This window comes from Nocardiopsis sp. M1B1, from assembly GCF_052466615.1.
This window is the reverse complement of record NZ_CP196194.1, coordinates 4,403,881-4,420,621: the sequence shown is the minus strand read 5'-3', so window position 1 is coordinate 4,420,621 and position 16,741 is coordinate 4,403,881. Positions and strand designations below refer to the sequence as shown.

Sequence of the window (16,741 nt, the reverse complement as noted above, 5' to 3'; positions counted from 1 at the left end):
CTGAGGGCACGGTGAGTTCGCTCACTCCTGGGTTGATCGTGTCAGAACGGGGTAAAACGCTACGCCTGATCGGCTGTCCGCAACGCTGTGGCCAGGGGTTCCGCGGTCAGGGTGACCTGCCACTCACGGGCTCCGCGCTCACGCAGGAACGCGCCCACCGCGTCGGGGTCCACCGCCCTCGGCGGCGCCCACGCCAGACGGCGCACCGTGTCCGGCAGCAGCAGGTTCTCGGTCGGCATGACGACGTCCTCGGCGATCCCCGTGACCGTGGCCCGGGCCGCCTCCAGCCGCCGCGCCGCCTCCGGCGCCCGGTCGCCCCACCGGTTCACCGGCGGAGGGCCGTCGCCCGGCGCGTTGGGCCGGGGCAGCTCCGCCTGCGGCATGTCGCGCGCCCGGTTGACCGCCTTGATCCACGTGGTCAGGTAGCGCCGCGCCAGCTTGATGCCGAACTGCCGGATCTTGGCCAGCTCGGTGGTGGAGCGCGGCATGGCGGTGGCCGCCTCCACGATCGCCGCGTCCGGCAGTACCCGGCCGGGCGAGATGTCCCGCTCCTGGGCGATGCGGTCGCGCTCGTACCAGAGCTCGCGCACGGCGGCCAGGGCGCGCTGGTTGCGCACCCGGTGGATGCCCGAGGTGCGCCGCCAGGGATCGGCGCGCGGTTCCTTGGGCGGCGCGGACAGGACCGCGGCGAACTCCTCGCGCGCCCACTCCAGCTTGCCGGTCTCCTCCAGCTCGACCTCCAGGGAGTCCCGCAGGTCGATGAGGATCTCCACGTCCAGCGCCGCGTAGCGCAGCCAGTCCTCCGGCAGCGGGCGCTGGGACCAGTCCACGGCCGAGTGCTCCTTGGCCAGCCGCAGGTGGAGCAGCCGCTCCACCATGAACCCCAGGCCGACCCGCTGATAGCCCAGCAGCCGCCCGGCCAGTTCGGTGTCGAACAGGCTCCGGGGGCGCAGGTTGACCTCGGTCAGGCAGGGCAGGTCCTGGTGCGCGGCGTGCAGCACCACCTCGGCCCCGCCCACGGCTTCGTTGAGCGCGCTCAGGTCCGGACAGGCGATGGGGTCGATCAGCGCCGACCCCGCTCCCTCGCGGCGCAGCTGGACCAGGTAGGCGCGCTGCCCGTACCGGTAGCCGGAGGCGCGTTCGGCGTCCACCGCGACGGGGCCGCTCCCGGCGGAGAGCGCGGCGACCACACCGGCCAGCGCGTCGGCGTCGGAGGTGACCTCGGGCAGGCCCTCGCGGGGTTCCCGGAGAAGGGGGGCCCTCTCGGCGTCGTCGTCGTTGCCTGGTTCGCGGGGTTCTGTCTTGGAGTTCAACGCGTTCGCCACACCACTACGGTATGCGCTGTCGCCACCGGACGCGGATTCGGACCGGCCGCGGGCCCCGGGGACACAGGGGCCGGCGGTCAGGGCCGGGAGCGCTTTCCGGTGATGTCGGTGACGTCCAGCGGCGGCAGCCCCGCGGCCGAGGCCAGCAGCGCCGTCCACGCCTGGACGTGCCCGGACAGGTCGTCGGACTCCGGAGTCCAGGAGGCGCGCATCTCCACCTCAGTGGTGGCGCCCTGGTCCGCCTTGGTGCCGAAGCCCTCGGTGGTGGCACGGGTGACCGTGCCGCTCAGCGTGTGGTGCGTGGCGCCGCACGCGTCCAGGGCGTCGGTCAGCCAGCTCCAGGCGACCGGTCCGAGCAGCGGGTCGGTCGCGATCTCCGACTCCAGTTCGGAGTTGGCCTGGCAGACCACCCGGAAGGGTCCCGGCCAGTCGCGGGTGCCCTCGGGGTCGTACAGGACGATGAGTCTGCCCCAGGCGACCTCCTCTCCGTGGACGGTCACCTCGGCCGAGACCGCGGCGGAGTGGGGGGCCAACCGCTGGGGGGCGGGGATCTCCCGGACGGTGATCTCGGGTCGCAGGAGGGGTGAGCGCAGGGCCTCGACCGCTCGCCGGAACGTCTCGTGTGCGTCCTCGGCGCTACCGACATCGGGCATGGTGGGAACGTCAGCCTTCATTCTGGGGTGATCGATCACGTCTGGGCGGGGGCGTGCGGACGTGCTCCGCCTCCCCGCCGGAGGCGGAACGGTGGGCACGTCAAAGACCGTGGCATGAGTCACGGGCCGCGAGTCGGAGTTCGCCCGGCGTGTCGGCGTTTTGTGATGATCTTGGGACCGGCCGGTCGCCGACGGTGCCGGTTCGCGCCCTCCCCGGCCCCCGCCGCCGGTGCGCACACGGGCGCGTACGGGTTCGGCGATCCGAGTGGGAGCACCGGGCGGGGCATGGCACGATCGAGGGGTGACCCTGCAAGATTCTCCTTTCCTCCGCGCCTGCCGACGCCTTCCCGTGTCCCACACCCCGGTGTGGTTCATGCGCCAGGCGGGGCGCTCCCTGCCCGAGTACCGACGGGTCCGCGCCGACGTGCCGATGCTTGAGGCCTGCGCGCGCCCCGACATGATCACCGAGATCACGATGCAGCCGGTGCGCCGCTACGACGTCGACGCCGCGATCTTCTTCAGCGACATCGTCGTGCCGCTCAAGGCCATCGGCATCGACCTCGACATCAAGCCCGGCGTCGGCCCCGTGGTCGCCGACCCGATCCGCGACGCGACCGGCGTCAAGCGGCTGCGCGAGCTCGAACCCGGCGACGTGCCCTACATCACCGAGGCCGTGGGCCAGCTGGTCGGCGAGCTGGGCGACAAGCCCCTCATCGGTTTCGCGGGCGCGCCGTTCACCCTGGCCTCGTACCTCATCGAGGGCGGCCCCTCCAAGAACCACGAGCACACCAAGGCGCTCATGTACGGCGAGCCCGAGCTGTGGGACGAGCTGATGCGCCGCCTGGCCACGATCGCCCTGGGCTTCCTGCGCACCCAGATCGAGGCGGGCGCCAGCGCCGTCCAGCTCTTCGACTCCTGGGTGGGCGCCCTGAGCGCGGAGGACTACCGCGCCTCGGTGCTGCCCTACACCTCGTGGATCTTCGGCCAGCTCGCCCAGCACGAGGTGCCGCGCATCCACTTCGGCGTGGGCACCGGCGAACTGCTCAGCCTGCTCAGCGAGGCCGGGGCCGACGTCGTGGGCGTGGACTGGCGCGTGCCGCTGGACAAGGCGGTCCAGCGAGTCCAGCCCGGCACCGCCCTCCAGGGCAACCTCGACCCGGCCACCCTGTTCGCGCCCTGGGAGGTCGTCGCCGAGCGCACCCGCGACATCCTGTCCCGGGGCCGCGCCGCCGACGGCCACGTCTTCAACCTGGGCCACGGCGTGCTGCCCAGCACCGACCCGGACATGCTCCAGCGGCTCACCGAGTTCGTGCACGAGGAGACCGCCGTCTAGGCAGTGTTCTCTTGGGACCTCCGCTTCGCTTCGGCCCGCCCGTCGCCCGCCATCGCCCGCAGGGGCGCTGCGCGGCGGGGCGGGCTACCGCCCTCAACGGACGCGAAGCGCAGCACTTTCGCTGTTCGGGTGCCCGGAGAACGGGAACCTTCGGTGTCTCCGGTGAGACGGCTCGTTCCTCGCAGTCCCACCTCCGACACCTCCAGAACCCCGTGGGCACCCGAACCGACCCCCCAGTGGCTGAGGCCGGTTCGAAGACGGACCCCGGGCCCGCCCGGCCCCGACACGCGGGGCCGGGCGCCGTCGGCGCGGGTTCACTCCCTATCCTCGGGCGGCCTCCCGCCGGACCCGGAGGACGCGCCGGGGCCCTGGCCCTTCGCGCTGTCGTCGGCGGCGCCGGAGGCCGGGCGGTCGGACGCGGTGCCCACCGGGGCGGCGCCCTTCGCGGAGCCGGTCCCGGGCCCGCCCGCGGAGGAGGCGCCCTTCGCGTCCTTCGCGCCCTTGGCGGACGCGCGCCGACGCGAGCGGTACCACCACAGCGGCCATGCGCCCAGCACGGCGGCCACCGCCAGGAACGGCAGCAGCCAGCCCGCGACCACGGCCACGCCCTGGCCGAAGGTCACCAGGGCGCGCCAGCCGCGCTCCAGGCCGCCGAGGAACCCGATGGAGTCCTCCGAGGGCTCCTCCAGGTAGGTCTCCGGGGGCAGCAGGGTCAGGTTCACCGTCGAGTACGCCGTCTGGTTGCGCAGCGTCTCCAGCCGCGCCTGGAAGGCCTCCAGCTCCGCCTGGCGGTTCTGGATCTCGCCCTCCACCCGCAGTAGCTCGTCGACGTTCTCGGCCTCCTCCAGGTAGCCGCGCAGCGTCTCCAGGGCGGTCTCGGAGGACTCGATGCGGCTCTCGACGTCGGCCACCTCCTCGGTGACGTCCTGCACCGACCGCTCCAGGTTGGAGCGGTCGCCCAACCGCGACAGCTCCTCCAGAGCGCCCTCGTAGTCCTCGCCCGGGATGCGCAGCGTCAGCGACCCCTCGGGGGAGCCGCCCTGGGGGGTGGACACCCGCTCCGAGGCGACGTAGCCGCCCGCGTCGAGGGTCAGCTCCTTGGCGAGCCCGACCGCCTCGGACACGTCCTCGACCCGTACCGACAGATCGGCGGTGTGGACCAGCTCCCGGTCGCCGATCTCCACCTCGGAGCCGACGGCCGAGCCGCCGCCCTCCTCGGCGGCCCCCTGCGGACCCGCCTGCCCCTCGGGCAGGGCCCGGTCACCGGACTCGGGGGCCACGGCCGCGGACTCGTTGACGGCCCCGGCGCCGCCGTCGGACATGGGGGAGGCGCAGGACGTGGCCAGCAGGGCCGCCAGGCCCACGGAGAGCACGGTCCCGGCGACACGCCGGGCCGGGGGGAGGGCTGAGGTAACCATGCCCGCTTCGACGTACGCCGCCGCGCGCCCGTTGCGGCGCCGCGGTAACGACCGCGCAACGGCGGTGTGCGGCGGCGGGGCCGCCCCGGACCCCCGGAGCGCCGCGCGGACCCGCCGCGGGCGCGACGCGAATCACGGGGTGTCGCGGGGGAAGGCGGATCACGGTGACCCAGGTCATCTGGGAAGCTGGGGGTATGCCTGAAGCACCGCACGTCGTCGTGGTCGGGGGCGGGGTCTCCGGACTCACCGCCGCGCACCGCCTCCGTGGTCTGGGCGCCGCCGTCACCGTGGTGGAGGCCTCCGACGCCCCCGGGGGCAAGCTGCGCGCCTCACCGGTGGCGGGGGTGTCCGTGGACGCTGGCGCCGAGGCGGTGCTCGCCCGCCGCCCCGAGGCGCTGGACCTGTTCTCCGAGCTGGGCCTGGACGAGCGGGTGGTGCACCCCGGGCCCGGCGCCGCCGCCGTCTACAGCCGCGGACGGGTGCGCCCCCTGCCCAAGGGGCAGCTCATGGGCGTGCCCGGCGACCTGCGCGCGCTCGCCCGCAGCGGGGTGCTCTCCGGGGCAGGGACCCTGCGCGCCGGACTCGACCTCGTGCTCCCGCGCACACCGGTGCGCGGCGACGTGTCCGTCGCCGACTACGTCGGGGCCCGCATGGGCCCGGAGGTCGTCGACCGCCTCGTCGAGCCCCTCCTGGGCGGCGTGTACGCGGGCCGCGCCGACCGGCTCTCCCTGGAGTCCACGCTGCCGCAGATCGCGCCCATGGCCCGCCGCGACCGCTCCCTGATGCACGCCGTGCGCACCAGCCTGCGCGGCCGGGGGGCGGCGCCCACCAAGGCCGGGCCGGTGTTCGCCTCCCTGCGCGGCGGCGTGGCCGGACTCGTCGGCGCGCTCGCCGAGCGCCACGCCGACAGCCTGCGCGTGGGCTCACGGGTGCGCGCCCTGGAGCGCCTGCCCGAGGGCTGGCGGGTGCGCCTGGACAGCAACGAACGCATTGCCTGCGACGGCGTCCTGCTCGCCTGCCCCGCCCCCGAGGCGGCCCGCCTGCTCTCCGAGCACGCCCCCGGCGCCTCCCGCGACCTCGGCGGCGTCGAGTACGCCAGCATGGCCCTGGTGACCATGGCCCTGCCCGCGTCCGCCTTCCCCGAGCCGCTCACCGGCACGGGCTTCCTCGTCCCGGCGGGGGAGGGGCTGACCGTCAAGGCCGCCACCTTCTCCAGCAACAAGTGGCCCTGGATCGCCGAGGAGTTGGCCGCGGCCAACCCCGGCGACGACCTGGTGGTGCTGCGCTGCTCCATCGGGCGCTTCGGCGAGGAGCGGGTCCTGGAGCGCTCCGACGAGGAGCTGGCCGCGGCCGCCGTGCGCGACCTGGCCACGGTCACCGGCATGGCCGGGGCGCCGGTGCAGACCCGGGTCACCCGGTGGACCGACGGCCTGCCCCAGTACGCCGTCGGCCACGCCTCCCTCGTCGAGCGCGTGCGCGCCGACGTCGCCCGCAGCCCCGGCCTGGGGGTGTGCGGCGCGGTCTACGGCGGCGTGGGCATCCCCGCCTGCGTCGCCGACGCCCGCCGACAGGCGGAGCTCTTGGCGGGCGCCCTCACGACCAACAGTCCCACCAGCGGCGACGAGGCCGCCGGAACGAACCAGCAAGGAGTCAACCCGTGACGGGCCAGCACAACGAAGCCGTCGAGCAGGACGGCAGCGACCTCAACTCCCTCATCCGCTACACCATGTGGTCGGTCTTCAAGGTCGAGGCCCTGGACGGGATCGACCGCGCCGCCGCGGCCGACGAACTGGCCACGCTCCTGGACAAGGCCGCCGAGCAGGGTGTGACCACCCGCGGCAGCTACGACGTCCAGGGCTTCCGCGCCGACGCCGACATCATGTTCTGGTGGGTGGCCGACTCCCCCGAGCAGGTCCAGGGCATCTACACGGCCTTCCGCCGCACGCGGATCGGCCGGGTGAGCACCCCGGTGTGGTCGGTCGTGGGCCTGCACCGCCCCGCCGAGTTCAACCGCGGCCACGTGCCCGCCTTCCTGGCGGGGGAGGAGCCGCGCGAGCACCTGTGCGTGTACCCGTTCGTGCGCTCCTACGAGTGGTACCTGCTGCCCGACGACGAGCGCCGCGCGATGCTCGCCGAGCACGGCCGCATGGCCGCCCCCTACCCGGACGTGCGCGCCAACACGGTGTCCTCGTTCGGGCTCAACGACTACGAGTGGCTGCTCGCCTTCGAGGCCGACGACCTGCACCGCATCGTGGACCTGATGCGCCACCTGCGCGGCGCCAAGGCCCGCCTGCACACCCGCGAGGAGGTGCCGTTCTACACCGGTCGCCGCAAGAGCGTCGCCGAGCTGGTCGAGTCCCTGCCGTAGGGAGAGCGGCCCGCCTCCGTCCGGGGCGGGGCACGGCCACGGCGCGAACGGGGGCGCCCCGGGGAAGGATCTCCTTCCCCGGGGCGCCCCCGCGCGTGTGCGTCAGTCCTGCGCCGCGGAGGCCCGCCGCACGGCCAGGACGTAGAACGGGATGGTGACGATGAAGCCCAGCACGGCGGCGCTCATCAGGTAGATGAGCGTCTGTCCCGCGGGCAGGCCCATGCCCCACGCGGCCATGAGGGCGACCCCGACGGCCAGGATGCCCAGCACCGCGTGGGCCTTGCGCCCGCGCGGCTTGGGGTACTCCATCCGGCTCACCATCAGCCAGGAGATGAGCAGCACCGCCGTCACCCCCGCCATCAGCGGCGGGTCCAGCAGGACCACCGTCACCACGGCCATGGCGCCGAACGGGCACGGCAGCCCGGTGAAGTAGCTGGAGCCCGGGGCCTGGCAGGAGAACCGGGCCAGGCGCACGATGACCGCGAGCAGCACGGCGCCGCCCGCCGCGACCGGCAGCAGGTCCGGGCCCTCGGTCCGCATGCCCCACACGACGAAGAAGAACGCGGGCGCGAACCCGAAGCTGATCACGTCGGCCAGGTTGTCCAGCTCCGCGCCCATGCCGCTGCCGCCCAGCTTGCGGGCGACCCGCCCGTCGAGCACGTCCAGGGCGGCCGCGACCAGCATCAGGCCCACGACCGTGGCCATGGCCGTGCGCGGCAGCGGCCCGGCGATCCCGGCCGCCTCCTGCGCGGACTGGGCCACCACCAGCGCCCACACCGCCAGGAAGCCGCACAGGGCGTTGCCGAGCGTCAGGTAGTCGGCCACGCCCAGGCGCAGCCTGGGAGCCTCCTGCGGAACGGGGGAGGCGGCCCCGTCGGCCGCCAGGGCGTTCTCAGTCGGCGTCAAGGCGGGTTTCTCCGGCACGGACCTTCTGGCCGACCTCCACCGCCGGGGCGATCCCGGCCGGAAGGTAGACGTCGACCCTGGACCCGAACCGGATGAGACCGATCCTCTCCCCTTGCTCGACCTTCTGCCCCGCAGCGAGATACGGGACGATACGCCTGACCATCGCGCCGGCGATTTGAACGACCGTGATCGCACCGATCTCGGTTTCAAGGGTCCAGATGACGCGCTCATTACGCTCGCTGTCCTTGTCGAATGCGGGGTGGAAGCCGCCGGGTCGGTGCTCGACGCCTGTCACCACGCCGGCGAGGGGGGCACGGTTGACGTGCACGTTGAGGGGGTTCATGAACACCGCGACCCTGGTCCGCCCGTCGGGCTGGAGGTCGAGGCTCTGCACGACGCCGTCCGCCGCGGACAGCACCCGGCCGGTCGCTGGGCCGCGCTCGGGGTCGCGGAAGAACCAGGTCATCCCCGCCGCGAGCGCGACCACCGGGACGGCGAGCGCCGTGCGGGCCCGCGAGCCCCGTGCGGCCAGGACTGCGGCTCCGGCGGCTCCCAGGGCGGGCAGCAGCCACGGGGCCGAACCCTGTGCCATGCCCAGGCGCGGGCGCGCCGCGGGGCGGTGGGAGACGGATGAGAATGGTGAGTCGTCGGTCATCGAGCGCTTTCGTCGCGGGTCTGTCGGTTCGCCCGCACATCGGTTGCCGCTGCGGGGGTCGGCCCGGGGCTCCCGGGCCGGCTGGCGGAGGGTTCGGATGTGACCGGCCCTGCGCGCCGCGCCCCGCGGGCCGTCGGGGGACCGGCCGTTGGTGCGCTGGATGCGATTATTCCTGATTCCGCCGAGAACGGGTCGCGGGTGCGCGCCGCCGTCCTCGGGCGGTCCCGGTCCCGCCGTCCGGCACCAGGATCGTACGGCAACCTACTCGGTCGGCTCCAGGGTGAGGGCGACGGAGTTGATGCAGTACCGGTCGTCGGTGGGGGTGGCGTACCCCTCGCCGTGGAAGACGTGGCCCAGGTGTGAGTCGCACGCGGCGCACCGCACCTCGGTGCGCACCATGCCCAGGGAGCGGTCCTCGTGCAGGACCACCGCGTCGGAGTCGGCCGGGTCGTAGAAGCTGGGCCATCCGCAGTGGGACTCGAACTTCTCGCCGGAACGGAACAGCTCGGCGCCGCAGCCGCGGCAGCGGTAGACCCCGGCGGTCTTGGTGTCCACGTACTCCCCGGTCCACGGGCGCTCGGTGGCGGCCTGGCGCAGTACCGCGTACTCCTGGGAGTTGAGCCGTTCGCGCCATTCCTGGTCGGTCCGGGGGATGTCCTTGGGCCCGCTGCCGTTGTCCTGGGCCTGGTCCGCTGAGTCAGCCATGGGACGACGCTACCCCGAATCGGCTCCGGATGCCGCCTCAGCACCCTTCGTGCCGCAAACACTCACATATGACATTTGGGACAGGAAAACCGTCCCAAACGGCCAGATCCTCCTAACTTCCGCCTATACGGCGTTCGGTAGCCAAAGGCGAGGGTACGGCTGTAGCCAGGGTCAGTGGTCGAACGGTGCACTTGAGGCAGGTGACATGACCGTTACAACGCATCAGGCACTCGGAGTAAGCAGGCGACCGCTGCGCGTGGGCAGGATTCGATACGGACTGTGGTGGCTCGACCAGAACACCGCGGGAGCGCGGTCCCTGGTGAGGACCGTCGCAGACGGGGCGGCCACCACCGGCCGTGAGCTTCGCTGGGCCGCCGAGCTCAGCGTCCGCTCCACGGTCGTACGGGCCGACCGCGCCCGGCCCGAACCCTGGAGCGAACGCACGCTGCTGTTCGCCGCCGCGGCCGTCGCCGTGTGCGCGCTGGCGGTCGCGCTCGTCCTGGGGTTCGGCATGGCGCGGTGGGCCATGACCGCGTCGGACTCCCTGCCCTTCGCCGCCGCCGGTGCACTGGCGGTGGGACTCGTCCTCCTGCCGTTGGCGTACCTGGTGTTCGCCTCCAGACGAGGCGGTCGCTGAAGTCGGTCCGAGAGGGGGAGGGGCGCCGGAGCGGCGTCCCTCCCCCCGTTTCCGGGGCTCGGGGGCGCGCGTCGCGGCCCCGGGAACGGGCGGGCCGCGCGAGCGGGGACGAGGACCCGGCTCAGGCGTCGAAGTCGTACCGCAGGACGTAGGCGGAGCCGTCCATGGTGATCTCGTTGAACTCCACCGGCCGGTGGTCGGCGGTCAGCGCGGTGCGCGCCACCTCCAGCACCGGGGTCCCGGGGGCGAGTTCCAGGACCTCGTTCTCCTCGGGGGTGGGCATGCGCACCCGGATCTCCTCGGTGAAGTGCGCCGGGGCGTGCCCCAGTTCGGCCAGGCGCGCGTAGATGCCCCCCGGCCCGCTGTCGTAGTCGCGCACGCGCCGGGCCGACGGCTCCCCGCCGTCCCCCAGCACGGCCAGGGGCAGGTGCGAGACGGCCTGCTGCACCGGACGCCCGTCCACGAGGTAGCGGCGCGAGCGCCGCACCACCCCGGCCCCCTCGGCCAGACCCAGCGCGCGCGCCACGTGCGCGGCGGGCGCCGACTCGTCCACGCGCAGGCTGTCCACCTCGTACCCGCGGTCCTCGCTGTCGACCTGCCAGATCGCGCGCCCGCTACCCCACAGGTCCTGGGACAGCCGCCGGGCGCCGTGTCTTCGCAGGGGCCGGAACAGGCGGACGTAGATGCCCGAGCCGCGCACGGCCACGGCCAGGCCCTCGTTGATCAGTACGGAGAGCGCCTGCCTCGCGGTGGCCCGTGCGACGCCGTGGCGTTCCATGAGGGTGTTCTCCCCGGGCAGGCGGTCGCCGTCGGCGTACCGTCCGGAGCGGATCTGTTCGCGTAGTTCCTCGGCTATTCCGCGATAGACCGGAGGGGATCCGTTTTCGGACGTCGGCACCACGTTCATCCTCTCGGCCGGGGGGCCAAGCCGGTAAGCCCCGTCAATGCGGTGTGTCCTGGTTCCAGCAGCGGTGTTTCCAGTGGAGGGCACACCTCGGGTATGTCCGGTTGCGGGATGGTTCATGCGTGTTTGTGGGGCGGCCGAAACCGAGCGGTTACCCGTGTGTCCTCCGCGGACGCCCTATTCCCTGACGTAACGCGCGAACAGGCTCCCCTCCGCCTCCAGCAGGTGCGCCATCCGCACGGGCGTGCTCCGCGCGCCGGTGGCGGGCTCCGGCGCTCCGGGAGCCCCCGGCCCTCCCGCCACGATGCGCGGCGGCCCCGCCCCCAGCAGGTGCGGGCTCAGGGTCAGGCACAGCTCGTCCAGCAGCCCCGCCGCCACGAACTCCGCCAGCAGGTGCGGGCCGCCCTCGGTCAGCACGCGGTGCAGCCCGCGCTCGGCCAGGGCGTCCACGATGTGCGCGGGCGTCACCGAGTCCCCCTCGACCACCACCAGGTCGGCGCGTGCGGCCACCTCGCGGCGCCGGTCCGCGGGGGCGCCGCCCGTGGTGAACACCAGGGTGCGCGCGTGCGGCGGCGCCTCGGTGAGCAGGCCGGCGGGCAGGTCGAGGGAGCGGGAGACCACCGCCACGGCCGGTGTCGGCGCCCGTCCCTCGCGCAACCCCTCCCACGCCCTGCGGACGCGGACCGGCCCGTACCCCTCCACGCGCGCCGTGGCCGCGCCCACCAGCACCACGTCGCACAGGGCGCGCAGCGCGCCCATGATCCTGCGGTCGGGCGCCGAGGACAGGTCCCTGCTGCGCCCCGAGGGGCCCACGGCGCCTCCGTCGGCGCTGGCCACCATGTTGGCGCGCACCCAGGGGCGGTCCAGGTCGGCGGGGTAGGCGTAGGCGGCGGCCGGGTCCGCGTCCGCGCCGCCGGGGACGGGCAGCAGCTGCCGGAACGCGATGGGGGCGGCGGGGGCGTCCGCGCCGGTGTGTGTACTCGACATGGTCACCCAGAGTAGGCGGTGGCCCGGGGCACCCCGAGAAGGGGGGCGCGAGCCCCCCTGCCCAGCCTTTTTCATCCAGCATCTCCAACGCGCCGTGCCACCGCCAGAGCGGATCTTTTCCTGTGGACAACCGGGACGCCGCGTGCGCGGCGGCGGGCCCCGGCCGAACCGGCTTTTCCGTTGCCCCCGTTGGTGTCCTCGTGCGTCTTCGCGTTCCACCAGCCGTCCACGCCGACGGGCCCCGGCAGCGCCCACCGGGGAGCTTCCGGGGCCCGTGCGCCCGAACCCCTCAGGACCGGGAGGACGGCGTGTGCTTGTGCGACACCCGGCGCAGCAGCAGCAGCGCCCGGTCGATCACCCGCACCGGACCGGAGGCCGCCACGAACGGCCGTCCCTCCACGTCGGGCTCGGCGGTGTCCAGCACGGTCTCCCAGGCCATGCCGTACTCGGTGCCCGGAACGGTGAAGTCCACCGTCTCCGGGCCGCTGTTGAGCAGCAGCAGGAACGAACTGTCCCGGATCCGCCGACCGCGCGGGTCGGGCTCGGTGATGGCGTCCCCGTTGAGGAACACGCCCAGGGCCTGGCCCGTGGAGTTCCAGTCGTCGCCGGTCATCTTCTTTCCGTTCGGGCGCAGCCACACGATGTCGGGCAGCCCCCTCTTCCCGGCCTTGGCGCCGCCCACCGGGCTGCCCCGGAAGAACCGGCGGCGCCGGAACACCGGGTGGTCGCGGCGCAGCCGCGCCAGCCCGCGCACGTAGTCCAGCAGGTCGTTGTCGGGCTCCTCGTCCTCGCCGAGCCCTGCGCCCTTCCAGTCGATCCAGGCGATCTCGTTGTCCTGGCAGTAGGCGTTGTTGTTGCCGTTCTGGGTGCGTCCCACCTCGTCACCGTGGGAGAGCATCACCACCCCCTGCGACAGGTACAGGGTGGTGAGGAAGTTGCGCACCTGGCGGCGGCGCAGCGTGATGATCTCGGGGTCCTCGGTGGGCCCCTCCACACCGTGGTTCCAGGACCGGTTGTCGTCGGTGCCGTCCCGGTTGTCCTCGCCGTTGGCCTCGTTGTGCTTGTGGTCGTAGGACACCAGGTCGGCCATGGTGAAGCCGTCGTGGCAGGTGATGAAGTTGATGGAGGCCACCGGACGGCGGCCGTCGTCCTGGTACAGGTCGCTGGACCCGGCCAGGCGCGAGGCCAGCTCGCCCACCACGGGCTCGCCCCGCCAGTAGTCGCGCACGGTGTCGCGGTACTTGCCGTTCCACTCGGTCCACAGCGGTGGGAAGTTGCCCACCTGGTAGCCGCCCGGGCCCACGTCCCAGGGTTCGGCGATCAGCTTGACCTGCGAGATCACCGGGTCCTGCTGGACGATGTCGAAGAACGTGCTCAGCCGGTCCACGTCGTGGAACTCGCGGGCCAGGGCCGAGGCGAGGTCGAAGCGGAACCCGTCCACGTGCATCTCCAGGACCCAGTACCGCAGCGAGTCCATGATCAGCTGCAACGAGTGCGGATGGCGCACGTTCAGGCTGTTGCCGCAGCCGGTGTAGTCGAGGTAGTAGCGCTGGTCCTCGTCGCTGACCCGGTAGTAGCTGAGGTTGTCGATGCCGCGCAGCGACAGCGTGGGCCCCATGTGGTCGCCCTCGGCGGTGTGGTTGTACACCACGTCGAGCAGCACCTCGATGCCCGCCTCGTGCAGCGACTTGACCATCGCCTTGAACTCCTGGACCTGCTGCCCGCGCGAGCCGCGCGCCGCGTACCCGCTGTGCGGGGCCAGGAAGGCCAGGGTGTTGTACCCCCAGTAGTTGGTCAGTCCCCGGGCCACCATGGCGTGCTCGGGCACGAAGTGGTGCACGGGCATGAGCTCGACCGCCGTCACCCCCAGCGAGGTGAGGTAGTCGATCATCACCGGGTGGGCCAGCCCCGAGTAGGTGCCCCGCTGGTGTTCGGGGATGCCCGGGTGGCGCATGGTGAGCCCGCGTACGTGCGTCTCGTAGATCACCGTGCGGTGGTAGGGCGTACGGGGCCGGGACTCGTTGCCCCAGTCGAAGAACGGGCTGACCACCACGCACTTGGGCACGTAGGGCGCGCTGTCCTTGGTGTTCCTGCGCTCCGGCGCGGCGAAGTGGTAGCTGAACAGGGATTCGTGCCAGGTGAGGTTGCCGTTCAGCGCCTTCGCGTAGGGGTCGGTGAGCAGTTTGTTCGGATTGCATCGCAGCCCCTGCTCCGGGGCGTAGGGCCCGTGGACGCGGTACCCGTACTGCTGTCCCGGCCCGACGCCGGGAAGGTAACCGTGCCAGACGAAACCGTCGTACTCGGTCAGCGGTATACGCGTCTCCTCGCCGTCGTCGTCGAACAGGCACAGGTCCACCTGTTCGGCGGCCTCGGAGAACAGGGAGAAATTGGTGCCGGACCCGTCGTAGGTCGCACCGAGCGGATAGGAGCTACCTGGCCAGACTTCCACCATAGGCGTCGTCAGTCTCTTGGTATCAGGGCCTTCGGAAGGGGCGCTTCGGACCCGCGCGCCTCCGGCCTTCCCGGAGGGTCTGCGCGGGCCCGCTCCCCGTCCGAAGGCAGGCGGTCGTGGTCTGTGACGACTTCTTTGTTCCGCTCCGGACGCCGAAGTATGCCGAACTGGCCGATGATCATTCATCGGCCGTCCCTCTTGCGGGTTTTTGTGGGAATTATCAGGGTTAAGGGTGGTAATCGGGATTTATGGGGTTAAGAAATGGTGTCCGTGTGCTCTCGGCGCGCCTCGGGTTCCCTTCGCGTCCAGCGCGTTCCGGGGCCGGTACGACCGGGGCCGTACAGGGGCGCACGGGCCGACCCCACCGGTGCTCGCCGCACCCGCGGCGGAGCGCCCCGGACCCCCGTACGGGGGCGGGCGGCACGCCCCCGGCCCTCTCCGCGCGGCGGGGGCGCGCCCCCGGCCTCACCGGCTCGGGCGGGCCCGGTCCAGGATCAGCTCGGTGTCCACCCCTCTGGGCAGGGTGCCGAACACGTGCCCCCACTCGCCACCCAGACGCGAGGCGGTGAACGCCTCGGCGACCGGGGTGGGCGCGTGGCGCAGCAGCACCGACGCCTGAAGGACCAGCGCCATCAGCTCCACCACCGTCCGCGCCCGGTACTGCGCCTCCTCCGGGTCGCCCAGGGCCTGCTCCAACCGCTTGACCGCCGCGTCGTAGTGGTCGTCCACGCCCGCGGCCGCGCGCAGCTCCGACAGGAAGGCCTCCAGCGACTCGGGACTGCGGCCCATCGCGCGCAGCACGTCCAGCGCCGCCACGTTGCCCGAGCCCTCCCAGACGGAGTTGAGCGGGGAGTCCCGGAACAGCCGGGGCATCCCCGACTCCTCCACGTACCCGTTGCCGCCCAGGCACTCCAGCGCCTCGGCGGCGTGCGCGGGCTGGCGCTTGGTCACCCAGAACTTGCCCACGGCCACCCCCAGGCGGCGGAAGGCCGCCTCGGTCTCGTCCCCGCGCACCGCGCGGTCCACGGCACCGGCCAGACGGGTCATCAGCGCCGTCGCCGCCTCAGACTCCAGCGCCAGGTCGGCGAGCACGTTGCGCATCAGCGGCTGTTCGACCAGCACCCCGCCGAAGGCGCTGCGGTGCTCGGCGTGGTGCAGGGCGTGCACCACCGCGGCGCGCATGCCCGCGGCCGAGCCGATCACGCAGTCCAGCCGGGTGCTGTTGACCATCTCGATGATGGTGGGCACGCCCCTGCCCGCCTCGCCGACCAGATGGGCGACGGCACCGTCGTACTCCAGCTCCGCCGACGCGTTGGAGCGATTGCCCAGCTTGTCCTTGAGCCGCTGGATGTGCAGCGCGTTGCGGCCGCCGTCCTCCAGCACCCGGGGCACCAGGAAGCAGCTCAGCCCCTCGGGCGCCTGCGCCAGCGTGAGGAAGAAGTCGCTCATCGGCGCCGAGGTGAACCACTTGTGCCCGGTCAGCACGTGGTGCCCCTCGGCGGTGGGGGCCGCGCGGGTGGTGTTGGCGCGCACGTCCGAGCCGCCCTGCTTCTCGGTCATCGACATGCCCGCGAGGAGCCCGCGCTTGGTGTGCGGCGCCCGCAGCCCGAAGTCGTAGACGGGCGCGGTGAGCAGCGGCTCGTACCGCCGCGCCAGCTCGGGGGAGTGGCGCAGGGCCGGAACCGCCGCGTAGGTCATCGACACCGGGCACCCGTGGCCAGCCTCGGGCTGGGACCACAGGAAGAACTTGGCGGCGCGGGCCACGTGCGCGCCCGGGCGCCCGTCCGCCCACGGCGCGGCGTGCATGCCGTGCTCCACCGCCTGGTCCATGAGCACGTGGTAGGCGGGCTGGTAGTCGACCTCGTCCACCCGGTGGCCGTAGCGGTCGTGGGTGCGCAGCACCGGCGGATAGGCGTTGGCGGACTCGCCCCAGGCGCGGACCCGCTCCGAACCGGCCGCGTCGCCGACCTCGCGCACCTCGGCCTCGGCCCATCCGGCGCCCTCGCGCCGCAGGCCCTCCACGAGCGCAGGGTCCTCCGCCGCCGCGTAGTCGCCGAGCGGGGGCGCCTGGTTGAACACCTCGTGTGTGGGGGGCACGGCGGCCACCTCTTTTCGTTGCTGGTCGTGGGCGGTCGGAGTGCGGGAATCCTATCCCCGGAGGGGACACCGAACAGAACCGGGTTCGGTCACGCTTGGGCCCCGGGCCGGTGAGCCGGTTCCGGGGACGGCGGGTGTGGTCATGGCAGCCCGTGGGTCCGTGCCCGTCCCGGTGACCGCTGGACGGGGCCGGGACCGGGGACCGGGGTCGTGTCTGTTCCCGGAGACGACGGACACGGGCACCAGGAGGGCTCCGACTACGACTGTGGCGGGAGTCGGCACGGCGACCCCTCCGCGACCC

14 protein-coding genes are annotated in these 16,741 nt (G+C 73.1%); 4 read left to right on the top strand and 10 right to left on the bottom strand.

Annotated elements, in window-relative coordinates; all coding sequences use genetic code 11:
- Positions 1-59: 59 nt before the first annotated feature.
- The gene (locus ACSTA4_RS19200) at positions 60-1,313 is read right to left on the bottom strand and encodes an HRDC domain-containing protein (RefSeq protein WP_444964212.1); all 1,254 of its coding nucleotides are present in this window, start codon (positions 1,311-1,313) and stop codon (positions 60-62) included.
- 89 nt (positions 1,314-1,402) lie between these two features.
- A complete protein-coding gene (locus ACSTA4_RS19195) occupies positions 1,403-1,978 on the bottom strand; it encodes a DUF3000 domain-containing protein (protein ID WP_047868339.1) in 576 nt (191 codons plus the stop codon).
- A 307-nt stretch (positions 1,979-2,285) separates the two neighbouring features.
- Between ACSTA4_RS19195 and hemE the strand changes: the two genes are divergently transcribed.
- Positions 2,286-3,311: a uroporphyrinogen decarboxylase gene (hemE, locus tag ACSTA4_RS19190; protein WP_268742687.1), complete on the top strand. Its 1,026-nt coding sequence runs from the start codon at positions 2,286-2,288 to the stop codon at positions 3,309-3,311.
- 314 nt (positions 3,312-3,625) lie between these two features.
- Here the strand turns inward: hemE and ACSTA4_RS19185 are convergent, their stop codons facing one another.
- The gene (locus ACSTA4_RS19185) at positions 3,626-4,729 is read right to left on the bottom strand and encodes a DUF4349 domain-containing protein (RefSeq protein WP_444960474.1); all 1,104 of its coding nucleotides are present in this window, start codon (positions 4,727-4,729) and stop codon (positions 3,626-3,628) included.
- A gap of 194 nt (positions 4,730-4,923) precedes the next feature.
- Here ACSTA4_RS19185 and hemG point away from each other — a divergent pair, with 194 nt between their 5' ends.
- Complete coding sequence (hemG, locus tag ACSTA4_RS19180; protein WP_444960473.1) at positions 4,924-6,390, top strand: protoporphyrinogen oxidase; 1,467 nt, start codon at positions 4,924-4,926, stop codon at positions 6,388-6,390.
- A complete protein-coding gene (gene hemQ / locus ACSTA4_RS19175) occupies positions 6,387-7,097 on the top strand; it encodes a hydrogen peroxide-dependent heme synthase (RefSeq protein ID WP_444960472.1) in 711 nt (236 codons plus the stop codon). The genes hemG and hemQ overlap by 4 nt, the downstream gene beginning before the upstream one ends.
- Before the next feature lie 102 nt (positions 7,098-7,199).
- On the opposite strand, the gene ACSTA4_RS19170 is transcribed toward hemQ, so the two are convergent.
- From ACSTA4_RS19170 to msrB, 3 genes are all read right to left on the bottom strand, one after another.
- Positions 7,200-8,003 (bottom strand): CDP-alcohol phosphatidyltransferase family protein, encoded by an 804-nt coding sequence (locus ACSTA4_RS19170; protein ID WP_444960471.1) that lies wholly within the window; start codon positions 8,001-8,003, stop codon positions 7,200-7,202.
- Positions 7,990-8,658: a phosphatidylserine decarboxylase gene (locus tag ACSTA4_RS19165; protein WP_444960470.1), complete on the bottom strand. Its 669-nt coding sequence runs from the start codon at positions 8,656-8,658 to the stop codon at positions 7,990-7,992. The genes ACSTA4_RS19170 and ACSTA4_RS19165 overlap by 14 nt, the downstream gene beginning before the upstream one ends.
- A 261-nt stretch (positions 8,659-8,919) precedes the next feature.
- On the bottom strand, positions 8,920-9,363 hold the full coding sequence (msrB, locus tag ACSTA4_RS19160; RefSeq protein WP_248771118.1) for a peptide-methionine (R)-S-oxide reductase MsrB: 444 nt from the start codon (positions 9,361-9,363) through the stop codon (positions 8,920-8,922).
- 205 nt (positions 9,364-9,568) lie between these two features.
- Here msrB and ACSTA4_RS19155 point away from each other — a divergent pair, with 205 nt between their 5' ends.
- Positions 9,569-10,000: a hypothetical protein gene (locus tag ACSTA4_RS19155; RefSeq protein ID WP_268742141.1), complete on the top strand. Its 432-nt coding sequence runs from the start codon at positions 9,569-9,571 to the stop codon at positions 9,998-10,000.
- 121 nt (positions 10,001-10,121) lie between these two features.
- Here the strand turns inward: ACSTA4_RS19155 and ACSTA4_RS19150 are convergent, their stop codons facing one another.
- The 4 genes from ACSTA4_RS19150 to ACSTA4_RS19135 form a co-directional block, all read right to left on the bottom strand.
- On the bottom strand, positions 10,122-10,907 hold the full coding sequence (locus ACSTA4_RS19150; protein ID WP_444960469.1) for a GntR family transcriptional regulator: 786 nt from the start codon (positions 10,905-10,907) through the stop codon (positions 10,122-10,124).
- 174 nt (positions 10,908-11,081) lie between these two features.
- Entirely contained in the window at positions 11,082-11,891 is an 810-nt protein-coding gene (locus tag ACSTA4_RS19145; RefSeq protein WP_444960468.1) for a dihydrofolate reductase family protein, read from the bottom strand.
- A 289-nt stretch (positions 11,892-12,180) separates the two neighbouring features.
- On the bottom strand, positions 12,181-14,343 hold the full coding sequence (gene glgX / locus ACSTA4_RS19140) for a glycogen debranching protein GlgX (RefSeq protein ID WP_444960467.1): 2,163 nt from the start codon (positions 14,341-14,343) through the stop codon (positions 12,181-12,183).
- Positions 14,344-14,808: 465 nt separating this feature from the next.
- On the bottom strand, positions 14,809-16,440 hold the full coding sequence (locus ACSTA4_RS19135; protein ID WP_444960466.1) for an acyl-CoA dehydrogenase family protein: 1,632 nt from the start codon (positions 16,438-16,440) through the stop codon (positions 14,809-14,811).
- Positions 16,441-16,741 lie beyond the last annotated feature (301 nt).

Bases quoted from the DNA above. Each gene is read 5' to 3' on its own strand.
- ACSTA4_RS19195 (WP_047868339.1), bottom strand. From the start codon at position 1,978: ATGCCCGATGTCGGTAGCGCCGAGGACGCACACGAGACGTTCCGGCGA.
- ACSTA4_RS19185 (WP_444960474.1), bottom strand. From the start codon at position 4,729: ATGGTTACCTCAGCCCTCCCCCCGGCCCGGCGTGTCGCCGGGACCGTG.
- hemG (WP_444960473.1), top strand. From the start codon at position 4,924: ATGCCTGAAGCACCGCACGTCGTCGTGGTCGGGGGCGGGGTCTCCGGA.
- ACSTA4_RS19165 (WP_444960470.1), bottom strand. From the start codon at position 8,658: ATGACCGACGACTCACCATTCTCATCCGTCTCCCACCGCCCCGCGGCG.
- msrB (WP_248771118.1), bottom strand. From the start codon at position 9,363: ATGGCTGACTCAGCGGACCAGGCCCAGGACAACGGCAGCGGGCCCAAG.
- ACSTA4_RS19155 (WP_268742141.1), top strand. From the start codon at position 9,569: ATGACCGTTACAACGCATCAGGCACTCGGAGTAAGCAGGCGACCGCTG.
- ACSTA4_RS19150 (WP_444960469.1), bottom strand. From the start codon at position 10,907: ATGAACGTGGTGCCGACGTCCGAAAACGGATCCCCTCCGGTCTATCGC.
- ACSTA4_RS19145 (WP_444960468.1), bottom strand. From the start codon at position 11,891: ATGTCGAGTACACACACCGGCGCGGACGCCCCCGCCGCCCCCATCGCG.
- glgX (WP_444960467.1), bottom strand. From the start codon at position 14,343: ATGGTGGAAGTCTGGCCAGGTAGCTCCTATCCGCTCGGTGCGACCTAC.